This is a genomic window from Streptomyces sp. AMJ-169 (assembly GCF_055597585.1).
The window spans coordinates 51314-64044 of the sequence record NZ_JBVLTJ010000004.1; the positions used below are offsets into that span (position 1 = coordinate 51314).

Here is a 12731-nt window from a genome sequence, read left to right on the forward strand (position 1 = left end):
GTCGCGTGCCTGCCGTGGGCGATCGGGCTCACGCGGAGAAAGGGTTCTCCGCGCACACCGTTGCGGGTCAGCGCCGGACTCTCACCGGACTTCCCCCACGGAAGGCGTCCGAAGCCTAACAAAGGGGGTCGGCTCAGTCGGCGTCGAGGTAGTCGCGCAGCGCCTGGGAGCGGGAGGGGTGGCGGAGTTTGCTCATCGTCTTGGACTCGATCTGCCGGATCCGTTCGCGGGTGACGCCGTAGACCGTGCCGATCTCCTCCAGGGTGCGGGGCCGGCCGCCGAAGAGGCCGTAGCGCAGGGAGATGATGCCGGCCTCGCGGGCGGTCATCTGGTCCAGGATGAGGCGCAGGGCGTCCTGGAGGAGGCCGAAGGAGACCTGTTCGTCGGGGGTGGGGGCGTCGGCGTCGACGATGAGGTCGCCGAACTCGGTGCCGCTGTCGTCGGCGAGTTGGGTGTCGAGGGAGACGGGTTCCCTTGTGTAGCCGTCGAGTTCGGACAGCCGCTCCAGCGATACGCCTGCGCGTTCGGCGAGTTGCTCGGGGGCCGGCTCGGTCCCGGTGTCGCGGACGAACTCGCGGCGCACGCGGGCGACCCGGTTGATGATCTCGACGGCGTGCACGGGGACGCGGATGGTGCGGCCCTGGTCGGCGATGGCCCGGCTGACCGCCTGTTTGATCCACCAGGTCGCGTACGTCGAGAACTTGAACCCTTTGGTGTAGTCGAACTTCTCGACCGCGCGGATCAGTCCGGTGTTGCCCTCCTGGATGAGGTCGAGGAAGGCGAGGCCGCGGCCGGTGTAGCGCTTGGCGACGGAGACGACGAGGCGGAGGTTGGCTTCGACGAGGTGGTTCTTGGCGCGCTGTCCGTCGGCGGCGAGGATCGCCAACTCGCTTGATTCATAAGGGTGGTCGGCTTCGGTCAGCAGTTGCTCGGCGTACAGCCCCGCCTCGACGCGCTGGGCGAGGTCGACCTCCTGTTCGGCGGTGAGGAGGCGGACGCGGGCGATGAGGCGGAGGTAGTCCTTGACGGGGTCGTCGGAGGCGCCGGGGACGGCGAGGCGGGCGGCGGGGGCGTCGTCGTCCTCCTCGGCCGCCGCCGGAACCAGGGGGTTCTCCGGTCCCGCCGAGTCCTCCGCTTTCTCTGTTCGCTCCGATTTCTCCAGTTCGAGCAGGCTCATGAGGTCTCCAGGAGGGGGCGGAGGAACCGGCCGGTGTGTGAGGCCGGGTGGGCGGCGACCTGTTCCGGGGTGCCCTCGGCGACGACCTGTCCGCCGCGGTGTCCGCCGTCCGGGCCCATGTCGACGATCCAGTCGGCGCACTTGACGACGTCCAGGTTGTGCTCGATGACGACGACGGTATTGCCGCCGTCCACCAGTTTCTGAAGGGCCGTCAGGAGCCGGTCGACGTCGGCGACATGGAGTCCGGTGGTCGGCTCGTCGAGGACGTACAGGCTGCGGCCCCTGGTCCGGCGCTGGAGTTCGGCGGCGAGCTTGACGCGCTGGGCCTCGCCGCCGGAGAGGGTGGTGGCGGGCTGGCCCAACTTCACGTAGCCGAGGCCGACTTCGTCGAGGGTGCGCAGATGGCGGGAGATGATCTGGTGCCCGTCGAAGAAGGCGCGGCTCTCGGCGACGGTCATGGCGAGGACGTCCGCGATCGACTTTCCCTTGTAACGGACCTCCAGGGTCTCCCTGTTGTACTGCGCGCCCGCGCAGACCTCGCACGGCACGTACACGTCGGGCAGGAAGTTCATCTCCACCTTGATCGTGCCGTCACCGAGGCAGTGTTCGCAGCGTCCGCCCTTGACGTTGAACGAGAACCTGCCCGGCCCGTATCCGCGCACCTTCGCCTCCGGCACCTGCGCGAAGAGCTTGCGCAGATGGTCGAACACCCCTGTGTACGTGGCCGGGTTGGAGCGCGGGCTGCGGCCGATCGGGGACTGGTCGACCTGGACGACCTTGTCGATGTGCTCGACGCCGGTGATCGTCCGGTGCCGGCCCGGGACGGTGTGCGCGCGGTGGATCCGCTGGGCGAGGGCGCTGTGCAGGATGTCGTTGACGAGCGTCGACTTCCCCGATCCGGAGACGCCGGTGACGACCGTCAACAGGCCTATCGGGAAAGCCGCGTCGACGTTCCGCAGATTGTGCTCGGTCGCCTCGTGGACGGTGAGCCGCCGCTCGGCGTCGGGCGCGCGGCGGGCCGCGGGGACGGCGATGGAGCGCCGCCCGGAGAGGTAGGCGCCGGTCAACGAGTCGGGGTGGTCGAGGAGTTCGGCGAGCGGGCCCGCGTGCAGGACGTGTCCGCCGTGCGCGCCGGCGCCCGGGCCGATGTCGACGACCCAGTCGGCGGCCTTCAGGGTCTCCTCGTCGTGCTCGACGACGATCACCGTGTTGCCCCGGTCCCGCAGCCGCTCCAGCGTCGCGATCAGCCGCTGGTTGTCGCGCTGGTGCAGCCCGATGGACGGTTCGTCGAGGACGTACAGCACGCCGGTGAGCCCGGTACCGATCTGCGTCGCGAGCCGGATGCGCTGGGCCTCGCCGCCGGAGAGGCTCGCCGCCGGCCGGTCCAGGGAGAGGTAGTCGAGCCCGACGTCCAGCAGGAACCGCAGCCGCTCCCCGATCTCGGCGACGACGGCTTCGGCGATGCGGCGTTCGCCGTCGGTGAGGCTGTAGCTCAACTGGTGGACGAATTCCCTGAGTTCGTCGAGGGGCAGCGCGCCGGCCTGGGCGATGCTGCGCCCGCCGACGGTGACGGCGAGCACGGCCGGGGCGAGGCGGGCCCCTTCGCACGCCCCGCAGGCGACGTCGCGGAGATACCCCGCGAACCGGTGCTCGGCGCCGTCCGCCGTGCGCCGTTCGATGTGCGGGAGGACGCCCTCGTAGCGGATGAGGTGGGAGCGTTCGCGGCCGAAGCGGTTGTGGTAGGCGAGGTGGAGGCGGTCGTCCGAGCCGTGCAGGACGATCTCCCGCACGGCGGCGGGGAGTTCGCGCCAGGGAGTGGCGACGCTGAACCCGCGCGCCTTCGCGAGGGCATCGAGGAGGCGGGTGAAGTAGTCGGCGCCGCTGGTGTTGCTCCAGGGCGCGATGGCGCCGTCGGCCAGGGACTTCGTGTCGTCCGGTACGACCAGCTCCGGGTCGACCTCGGTGCGGAACCCCAGTCCCGTGCAGGCCGGGCAGGCGCCCCAGGGGGCGTTGAAGGAGAACAGGCGGGGTTCGAGGGTGTCCAGCGGAAGGTCGTGGGCGCGGGGGCAGGCCATCTTCTCGGAGAACAGGATTTCGCGCTGCGGGTCGCCGGGTTCCCTGTCGACGAACTCGACGCGGAGGGTGCCGCCGGCGAGGCCCAGGGCGGTCTCCACGGATTCGGTCAGCCGCTGCCGTATTCCGTCCTTGACGCCGAGCCGGTCGACGACGACGTCGATGTCGTGTTTCTTTCGTTTGTCGAGAGCCGGAAGGGCGCTGAGCGAAAGGACTTTCCCGTCGACCCGCACCCTGCTGAACCCGTCGCCGGAAAGCTGCCGGAAGACCTCCGCGTGTTCGCCCTTGCGGTCGCGTACGACGGGGGCGAGGAGCTGGAAGCGGGTGCCGTCGGGTTCGCCGGTCAGCCGGTCGACGATGTCCTGCGGGGTCTGGCGGCGGACGGGGTCTCCGCATTCCGGACAATGAGGCCGTCCGATGCGGGCGTACAGCAGCCGCAGATAGTCATAGACCTCAGTGATGGTCCCGACGGTGGAGCGGGGGTTGCGGCTGGAGGTCTTCTGGTCGATCGCGATGGCGGGGGAAAGGCCTTCGATGGAGTCGACATCGGGCTTGTCCAATTGGCCGAGAAACTGTCGCGCATAAGCCGACAGCGACTCCACATACCGCCGCTGCCCTTCGGCGAAAATAGTGTCGAACGCCAAACTCGATTTCCCCGACCCCGACACCCCCGTGAACACCGTCAGCCCATTCCTGGGCAGCTCCACAGAGACATCCCGAAGATTGTTCTGCCGAGCACCTTTGACCACGAGAAGTTTCCGCACTCTGCAACGGTAACACCGCCGAAGCACGGGGTCGGGGCCGAGATGAAGGGGATTTCTGTGTGGCGAAAGTCGCGCTTGACAGGGGGTTGGGGGTGTGAGCAACGGAATTCAGAAAGGGGGTGCGGGGAGCTTGCGTAAGGGGTGGAGGTGTGAGCAACGGATTCGAGAATTACCCTCGGCATATCGGGCGGGCGCGCCATTGGGGGTGCGGGCCTGCGGCCGGCGCGTGGCGGGTCGCGGCGGCTGCGACCTGGCGGGCGAGGCCGCTCTCCGCCGTGCCCTTCAGGGTCGCCGGGCCCAGTACGTCGGTCGGCGGGAGGCGGGTGAGACGGCTATGCGTGTCTCGCCCGGGGGTGGGAACGGGGCGCCTGCGAGATGGCTCCACAGTTCACGGGCGTGCGCAAGCGTGGAGTCCGTAGGCATCGGCGACGGGTCCTCTCATCCGGTGACCGGGGTGGAGGGCAACCTAGGCGCCCGTCTTGGTGCCGCCACCGAGATCCCGCGCTCAGCCTTCCAGCCACTCCAGCACCGCCCGCGCCGCCGTCCCCGTCCCCCCGCGTCCGAAACGGGTCATCAGCGCGCGGGAGCGGGACGGGGTGCGGGGGAGGGAAATCGTGGCTTGGGCGAGGAGGGCGGTCAGGTGGGGGGTGGTGGCCGGGTTTCGGAGAGCTGTTTGCAGGGTCGTCATCGTGGCTCGCTCCGGGGTGGTCGAGGGGAGGTCCAGGCCCAGGTCCCGCCAGCTGATCCGGGCGTCGCAGTGGCCGTGGGTGACCAGGAGGTCCGCTTGGAGGGCCTGGGTGTTGTTGGCCGGGGGGAGCCAGAGGGTGGGGACGCCGGTGGTGGCGGCGTCGTAGATGTTGCCGAGGCCAGGGGTCATCAGGGCGTAGGCGGAACTCGACAGCGCCTGGAGAAGGGCCTCTTGGCGGTGCGTCACGAATCTCGTGGCCGGCGGGGGATCACCCAGGGCGTTCACCGTCGCCGCGCTGGTCGCGATCAGCAAGGGGGTCGCCGGGGGGAGCGCCTGGCGTACGGCGGTCAGGACGAGGCGGGCGTAGGCATGGGCGTCGTCCGGGGTCCAGTAGGGGTTGTGCAGACCCCCTAGGTTGACGACGACCTCTTGGCCGCCCGGCGCCCAGAGGGGGCCCTCTTCGACCGTCGGCGGGACGATCACCGTACGGGCGCGCAACTCCGGTTCGGCGGCGAGGCGTTCGCGGACGCCGTAGTAGTCCTGGGCGACGTACAGGACCGTTTCGTCCCGGACCACGGGCGGCAGGGTCGGCCAGTACCAGGCCAGGGCGTCGTAGACGGCGACCCGGAGCCCCGCGCGCAGCGCCAGCCGGGCGAGCGGGAAGTCCATGGCGGTCAGGAAGGCGTCGTAGCGGCCGGCGAGCGCCTGGAGGCGGGGCAGGAAGGCCGGCTCGGGGAGGCCGGTGAGGTCGTGGACGGTGGTGTACGGGGGGAGGTGCTGGAGGTCGAGGGTGTGGCCGGTGCCTATGTAGGCCGTGCTCGCACCCAGGGAGGTGAGTCCGGCGGCGAGGGCCGCGGTGGCCGCCGCCGGGCCGAAGCCGAAGGGTTGGGCGTTGAGCAGAATGCGCGGGCCGTCCGCCATCACGCCCCTCCCGTTGTCAGTGGGGGTCCGTACGCTGAGTGGACATGGCGTGACTGTACGTCGACCGACCGCACTTCATTGGGGGGCCTCGATGAATTCACCCGCCCGTGCCAAGCTCACCGGTACGCTCCCGGTCCCGGGCGCGAGCCTCTACTACGAGGTGCGCGGCGACACCGGCCCGCCGCTCCTGCTGCTGGCGGGCGGCAATTCGGACGCCGCCGTCTTCACCGGCCTCGCGGACGCGCTGGCCGCCGACCACCGGGTCATCTCCTGCGACCCGCGCGGCAATTCACGCAGCGCCCTCACCGGCCCGCCCGTCGACCAGCGCGTCGAGGAGCACGCGCGGGACATCGGCCGGCTCCTGGACCACCTCGTGGCGGACGCCGGGCCCGTACGGATCTTCGGCAGCTGCTCGGGGGCCCTGGCCGCGCTGGAGTTCACGTGCGCGTGCCCGGAACGGGTCGCCGGGGCCGTCGTCCATGAGCCGCCCTCCCTGGGTCTGCTGCCCGACGCGGAGGAGCACTTGGCGCTCATCACGTCCGTGGAGGCCACGCTGCGGCGGGAGGGGGAGGCCGCCGCCATGGCCGAGCTGTCGGCGCTCTTCGGCGACCGTCCGGCGCCCGAACTGCCCGGGGAGCACGACAACACGGGCTTCTTCCTCGCGCACGTGATGCGCCCGAGCTCCACCCACCTCCCGGACCTCACCGCCGTCGCCCGCGCGGTCGACCGCCTCGCCGTCGCGGCCGGCGCCGGCTCCGAGGACCAGACCGTCCACCGCCCGGCGGTCGCCCTCGCGGAACTCCTCGGCCTGCCGCTGCTCAAGTTCCCCGGCGGGCATGTGGGGTACGCGAAGTGGCCGGAGGAGTTCGCGGATCAGCTGCGGGAGGCGTTCGCGGGGCTGCCTCGGGGGTGTGCGGGGTGAGGGCCCGCGCGGAGGTCAGCCCCTCATGCGCTGCCCCTCCCCCGCCGCGCCGTCAACGCGCACGCGAGGATCACCCCCGCCGCCGCGACGACCGCGACCTTGCCACGACGGGAGCGCCAGGACAGCACCGCCCCGGACGACTCGGCGGACAGCACGGACCCCAGGCTCAGCCAGGACCCCGCGGAGACGGCCGACGCGGCGGAGCCGAGGGAGCCCACCGACAGGAAGCTGCCGACCGAGCCGACGGACAGCGCGCTGCCCACCGAGCCGATGGAGAGGAAGGAGTCCACGGAGCAGACCGACAGCGCGGAGTTCTTCGAGCGGAACGAGCGCCAGGAACCGTCGGCGGGGTTGCGGGACGTCATGGGGCGATCCTGCCAGAGGGGCTCCGCGCGGGGAGTTCCGCCGAGGTCGGGGACGGCAGTGCCGACGCCGATGCCGGCGCCGGTGTCAGGAAGCCGGTCCCTGGCCCCCCGGCCAGTCCTGGTACGAGATGCGGGCCAGGTCCCGGATCTCCCCCATGGTCCCCCACTCGTTGCGCCCCAGCCGCGAGAGCGGGCTGAGCCGGTGGATGTCGGGATGGCCGTCGACAAGGACGTCCTGGTCGACGACGGCGTGCACCACCTCGCCCAGGACGAGGGTGGAGTTGCCGATCCCGAGGGTGGAGTGCAGCCGGCACTCCAGGGCGACGGGGGCGGCGGCCACGCGCGGGGGCTTGACGCGCAGGGACGGCTCCTTGGCGATGCCGACGGCGTCGAACTCGTCGTGTCCGGCGGGGAAGTCGGTCGCGGTGGCGTTGATCTGCTCGAAGAGCCGCTCGGGCGCGAAGTTGACGACGAACTCGCCGGTCGCCTCGACGTTGCGCAAGGTGTCCTTGCGGCCCACGGAGGTGAACTGCACGATGGGCGGGACGGTGCAGGCGACGGTGAAGAAGGAGTGCGGGGCGAGGTTCGCGGCCGTGCCGTCCGCCGTCACTGTCGAGACCCAGGCGATCGGCCGGGGTACGACGACGGCGGTGAGCAGCCGGTAGAAGCTCTGCGGGCCCTGGGAGTCGGGTGAGTAGTCGACGCGCATGGCAGCCAGTTGTACCGCCTCGTGCCGGTACGGCGCACTCGCCCCGCTGTGCGGGGGCGGGACGTGACCCGGACCTTGCGTCAACTCTCCGCCGCCGCACAGGCGTTACCAGCGGTCACCAGCAAAGAAGAGACCAAGGTCACGACTACGTATCGGACATTTAACGCTTCAATCTTCACGGCAGTCACACAAGTTGGCTAAGTTGACGCCGGGCCGCACGACCGACTCCGGTGAACCGCCGGGCCGCGCGGCCTCCGCCGGTCCGAGTGGCGACTTTCGGCGAGGTCGGACCTGACCGTCGTACCGGCGAACCAGGCTCCGTACCCGCCGGCTTGGCAGGCGGTGCACGGAAGGAGTACGTCTTCCATGGCGACGGACCGAGGCCAGGGCCCCGCAGGTAAAGGTCTTCCCGGACGTGGCTCCGCGGAGGCGGACGGCCTCAGCCTGGACGACGGACCCGAGCCGAGCCGGGCGGAGATCCAGCAGGCGGTCACCTCCCTCTACAACCGTGCCGAGACCGACAGCGGCACCTTCAACGCGACCCGCGCGATGTCGCTGCGCGGGCAGCGGGGGGGCTCCGGCGGGCGTGGGGGCGGGGGCGGGCGCCGCTCCGCCGAGCCCGGCCTTGAGGCCGTCACGCGGCAGTTGTTCGACGTCGCCCGCAATTCGCTCGGGCCGACCATCCCCGCCGTCCTCCCCCGCGACCGCCAGCAGCCCGCCGCCCGCCCCGGCGGCGGCGCCCGTCCCGCCAGGAGCGACGGGCTGCCGTCCGTACGGGAGTTGGAGGCGGCGCTGGAGAAGCGCGCCGAACTGACGGCGGGCCGCACGGCCCCCGCCCTGCCCCCGGCCCCGGAACCCCGCCAGGCCCTCCCCCCGGCCCCGCCGACGGCCGCGTTGCCTGTGGGGGGTGCGGGTGTTGGTCCCGGGGGGCCTGGCGGGGGTGCGGGCGGTGTGGCTGGGATGGCCGGCATGCCTGGTCCCGGCGCGGGCGGAATGAACGGTGTGTCCGATGCCGGGACTGGTTCGATGCCTGCGGTGTCCGCACCCGGCGCCGGTCAACTCCCCAACCCTGGCGTCCCGATGGGTGGGGCGGCCGCCATGTCCGGCCCCGGCGTAGGAGGTTCGGGCGGTGTGATGTCCGGTATGGACGCCGCTCCCACCGCCGTCATGCCGCCCGTGCCCGGGCAGACCCCTGACTCCCGTCCCGGGATGGGCAGTTGGGACACCGGACCGTTGCCGATGTACAGCCCTGCGGACAGCGCGCCGCAGACCGCCGTCCTGCCGTCCGTCCCCACGTGGGACACGGGTACGTTCCCGGCGTACGCGTCTCCCGCGCAGACCGGCGGCACGGGCGCGTTCCCGGCGGCGCCCGCCGCACCCGCCGCCCCGCAGGCGGACGCGTCCTGGAACACCGGGTCCCTGCCGATGTACAGCCCCGCAGACAACGCCCCGCAGACGGCGGTGCTGCCGTCGGTGCCGACCTGGGAGACGGGGGCATTCGCGACGTACGAGGCTGGGGGGACGTCGACTTGGCAGCAGTCGCCGCAGCAACAGGCTCCAGCGGAACCGGCGTTCACGTCGACCGTGATGACGCCGGGGGCATCGGCTCCCGCAACTCCCGCTCGTGAGCCGGAATTCACGTCCACGTTCATGGCACCCGGCGCGGGCGCGCCCGCCTCGCCCGAGGGGGGATTCACATCGACTGTGATGACCCCGGGCGCATCCGGCACCCGAACTCCGGCTCCGGAAGCGGGATTTGCAGCTACGGCCATGTCCCCGGGGACCACACCTCCCGCGACCGACCCGGGCTTCACCTCCACCGTGATGACCCCCGGCGCATCCACCCCCCACCCCCCAGCACAGCCCCAACCCCAAGCCCCCACCCCCGGCTTCACCTCCACGGTCATGTCCCCCGGCGCCGCAGCGCCCCGCCCCCCGGCCGACCCCGGCTTCACCTCGACGGTCATGACCCCGAGCGCCCCCCGCACCGCCACCGCCCCCATGTCCCCACCCCAGAACCCGGCGTTCACGTCCACCCTGATGGCCCCCGGCGCACCCACCGCCCAGCCCCGACCGCAGCCTCAGGCCCAGCCCCAGCCTCCGGCCCCGGCCCAGGTGCAGGCCCAGGCTCCGGCCCCCACCCTGGACATGCTCCTGACCTCCACCGTCATGACCCCAGGCGCCCCCCGCACAGCACCCCCCGCCCCGACCCCGCCCCAAATGCCCACCACCGACCCGGCATTCACGGCAACCCTCATGTCCCCCGGCGCCCAGACAGCCCCACCCCAAATGCCCACCATGACGCCCCCTCAGAACGGCTTCACAGCCACGCTGATGGCCCCGGGCCTCCAGACCCCCACCATGGCACCCCCAGCCCCCACAGCACCCCCTCAGGCCCCTCCAGCACCCATGGCAGCACCGGCCCCCACCATGCCGACACCTGCACAGGCACAGGCACAACCCCCCGTACCCCCCGCATCCGCCATCCCCACCCAGCCCACACCCCAGCCCCAACAACCCCCCACCTCCGCCCCCCTCCCCCCACAAGCACCCCCCACCCCCCCGGCAAAAGCCGAAAAAGCCGTCGCCTTCGCGCGCGCGCAGATCGGCAAGCCCTGTGTATGGGGCGCGAAGGGCCCGGCCGCGTACGACAACGCCGGCCTCACCCAGGCCTCTTGGACGGCAGCCGGCGTCCCCCTCCCGAGGGCGACGACCGAGCAGGCGCTGTACGGCAGGGAGGTCGACATGGCCACGCTGCAACCCGGTGACCTGGTCTTCTTCTTCGACGGCCTGACCCACACCGGCCTCTACAGCGGCAACGGGATGATGATCCACGCCCCCGGCCCGGGCGCGTTCATCCGCGAGGACTCGATCTTCCACGCGGGCGAGGCCGCGATCCGAGGAGCGATCCGCCCCGCCTGACGGACCGGCACACACGAATACACGAGTCAACGGGCCCGGCACGGAACATGTGCCGGGCCCGCGACTTCAGCGCTCTTCGGCGATCCCCGCGACCGTCAGCACCAAGGCCGCCGCCCCGGTCCCGAGAACGGCCCCGGCGATGACGTCCCCGGGATAGTGCACCCCGGTATGCACCCGGGAGTACCCCACGGCGCAGGCGAGCAGACCGAGTGGCACGGTGGCGGCGGGCAGCGCGCTGCCGACGGCCGCCGCGAAGGCCACGGCGGACGCGGTGTGCCCGGAGGGGAAGGAGGCGGAGTCCGGCATGGGGACGTGCCGGCCGGGGAACGGCGAGTCCTCCGCGCGGTGCGGCCGGGCGCGCCGTACGAGGCGTTTGCCCAGGAGGTTGGCGCTCGCGGAGGCGACGCCGACGGCGGCCACGCCGAGGACGGCCGCGCGGCGAGTGCGGCCGGGGCGCAGGGCCAGGGCCGCCGCCGTGGCGAAGGACAGCTTGGAGTGGTTCGCGGCGGTCGACAGGCGGCGCAGGGCGGTGTCCAGGGTCGGTGTCCGGGTGACGGTCACCGCCTCGTACAGCGCCTGGTCCAGCGCGGCGAGATCACGCACCAGGCTGACACCGGACAGCCGGCTGCGGGGACGGGGGTCGGGCATGGTCGTTCCCTAAGGGTGGTGGGCGGTCCGGGAGGGCCGGCGGTCGTTCTGGGTGGAGCTGGGTGAGCGGGAGGGCACGCGCGCGTGGGCGTTCGCACAACCCGCGCCCACCGAACCCGCACCCGACGAACCCGCACCCACGCGCGCGTAGTTCACTCCTCCCCCACCACCACCGGCCGGTCCAGCGCCAGCCTCACGATCCGTCGCCAGTCCACCGTGGGCGGCGCGTAGGTCGCCCCGGGCCGCCGGCGCGGGACGCGGACGCGCAGGGCCGCGGGGCGCAGGGTGCAGACGACGGGGACGGGCAGCACGAGGGCTTCGCCGTCGATGGCGACGGGGATGTGGTCGCGGTCCGCGCGGACCTCGACGCGGCGGGCGGGTACGGAGGTGATGCTGCCCGCGCGCTCTCCCAGGAGGGCGATCTCGGCGGCCTGGGCGGCGCCTTCGACCTTGATGCCGATGACGCCGAGGGCGCCGGAGTCGAGGCGGGGGCGGCGGCCGACGCCGAAGGGGTCCGCGCGCGCGTAGGGGTTGTTGCTGACGAGGACGGCCTGGGGCGCCTGGAGGCTGGTGCCGGCGATGTCGACGCTGAGGGTGGCGCCGGCGTCGCCCATGAGGAGGTCGGGCAGGAGGTCCAGGGCCGTGAAGGCTTTGGCGTCGCGGTACTCGGGGCGCTGGACTATCTCGGCGTAGGCGCCGAAGGAGACCGTGTTGACGAAGGCGCGGCCGTCGACGTCCCCGAGGTCGACGCGGAGTTCGACGCCGTCGGTGAGGGCGTCGAGGGAGGTCACGGGGTCGGTGCGGTCGAGGCCGAGGTCCATGGCGAAGTGGTTGCGGGTGCCGGCGGCGATGACCAGGAAAGGGATGTCGTGGGCGGCGGCGACGGCCGCGACGAGGGCCTGGGTGCCGTCGCCGCCCGCGACGCCGAGGAGGTCGGCGCCGGCGGCGATGGCGCGGCGGGCCTCGGCCTCGGGGTCGGTGCCGCCGTCGGGGTCGATGAGGATGACCCGCGCGCCGAGGGCTTCCGCGCGGCGCACGAGGTCGTGGCGTTCGACTTTTCCGCCGCCGGAGCGGGGGTTCATGATGAACACCGGCTGCTTGGGCGGCGGGGTCTTACGGCCGCGGCGGCGGCGCCCGTGGTGCGGCTGGCGCACGCTGCGCAGGGCCGCGCGGGCGCTGGCGAGGGCGGCGGTCCACAGGCCGATCGCGGCGACGGCGACGACCCACAGCCCGGAGGAGGCGTAGAGGGCGAGGACGCCGAGGGGCACGGAGAGGGCCAGGAGGGCCCCCAGGAGCCTCGGCCAGCCCCGGTGGGCGAGCGCCCACCACAGGCCCGCTCCGGCGAGCGCGAGGCCGCCCACGCCGGTCAGCAGGACGAGCCAGCCGTCCTTGTCGGAGCCGGCGACGACGACGAGGAACGTGAGGAAGGCCAGCAGGAGGGCGAGCCGCGCCCAGTTGCGTGCCCGGCGGGCTTCTTGTGCCCGTACGGACCGCCGCGCCGCTTCCTGCGCGCGCGTGTCGTTCACTGTGTGGCCCCCTCGG

At 72.4% G+C, this 12731-nt stretch carries 9 protein-coding genes; 2 read left to right on the forward strand and 7 right to left on the reverse strand.

What is annotated here, in order from left to right; genetic code table 11:
• Positions 1 to 133 precede the first annotated feature (133 nt).
• The 3 genes from ACYUD3_RS11275 to ACYUD3_RS11285 form a co-directional block, all read right to left on the reverse strand.
• Complete coding sequence (locus tag ACYUD3_RS11275) at positions 134 to 1177, reverse strand: RNA polymerase sigma factor (RefSeq protein ID WP_470967517.1); 1044 nt, start codon at positions 1175 to 1177, stop codon at positions 134 to 136.
• Positions 1174 to 4014: an excinuclease ABC subunit UvrA gene (gene uvrA / locus ACYUD3_RS11280; protein WP_470967520.1), complete on the reverse strand. Its 2841-nt coding sequence runs from the start codon at positions 4012 to 4014 to the stop codon at positions 1174 to 1176. Before uvrA ends, ACYUD3_RS11275 begins: the two co-directional genes overlap by 4 nt.
• Positions 4015 to 4519: 505 nt before the next feature.
• Complete coding sequence (locus ACYUD3_RS11285; RefSeq protein WP_470967523.1) at positions 4520 to 5623, reverse strand: hypothetical protein; 1104 nt, start codon at positions 5621 to 5623, stop codon at positions 4520 to 4522.
• Positions 5624 to 5714: 91 nt separating this feature from the next.
• Here ACYUD3_RS11285 and ACYUD3_RS11290 point away from each other — a divergent pair, with 91 nt between their 5' ends.
• Positions 5715 to 6545, forward strand: a complete 831-nt coding sequence (locus ACYUD3_RS11290) for an alpha/beta fold hydrolase (RefSeq protein WP_470967525.1) — start codon at positions 5715 to 5717, stop codon at positions 6543 to 6545.
• A 23-nt stretch (positions 6546 to 6568) separates the two neighbouring features.
• Here ACYUD3_RS11290 and ACYUD3_RS11295 read toward each other — a convergent pair whose 3' ends face one another.
• Positions 6569 to 6910, reverse strand: a complete 342-nt coding sequence (locus tag ACYUD3_RS11295) for a hypothetical protein (protein WP_470967528.1) — start codon at positions 6908 to 6910, stop codon at positions 6569 to 6571.
• Between the two features lie 85 nt (positions 6911 to 6995).
• Positions 6996 to 7619 carry a flavin reductase family protein gene (locus ACYUD3_RS11300; protein ID WP_470967531.1) on the reverse strand — a complete coding sequence of 208 codons (624 nt, stop codon included), beginning with the start codon at positions 7617 to 7619 and terminating at the stop codon, positions 6996 to 6998.
• A gap of 366 nt (positions 7620 to 7985) precedes the next feature.
• Between ACYUD3_RS11300 and ACYUD3_RS11305 the strand changes: the two genes are divergently transcribed.
• Positions 7986 to 10541, forward strand: a complete 2556-nt coding sequence (locus ACYUD3_RS11305) for a C40 family peptidase (RefSeq protein WP_470967533.1) — start codon at positions 7986 to 7988, stop codon at positions 10539 to 10541.
• A 66-nt stretch (positions 10542 to 10607) separates the two neighbouring features.
• Here the strand turns inward: ACYUD3_RS11305 and ACYUD3_RS11310 are convergent, their stop codons facing one another.
• Both ACYUD3_RS11310 and ACYUD3_RS11315 read right to left on the reverse strand, forming a co-directional pair.
• Positions 10608 to 11189: a phosphatase PAP2 family protein gene (locus ACYUD3_RS11310; protein WP_470967535.1), complete on the reverse strand. Its 582-nt coding sequence runs from the start codon at positions 11187 to 11189 to the stop codon at positions 10608 to 10610.
• Between the two features lie 152 nt (positions 11190 to 11341).
• Positions 11342 to 12715 (reverse strand): diacylglycerol/lipid kinase family protein, encoded by a 1374-nt coding sequence (locus ACYUD3_RS11315; protein WP_470967537.1) that lies wholly within the window; start codon positions 12713 to 12715, stop codon positions 11342 to 11344.
• Positions 12716 to 12731: the final 16 nt, after the last annotated feature.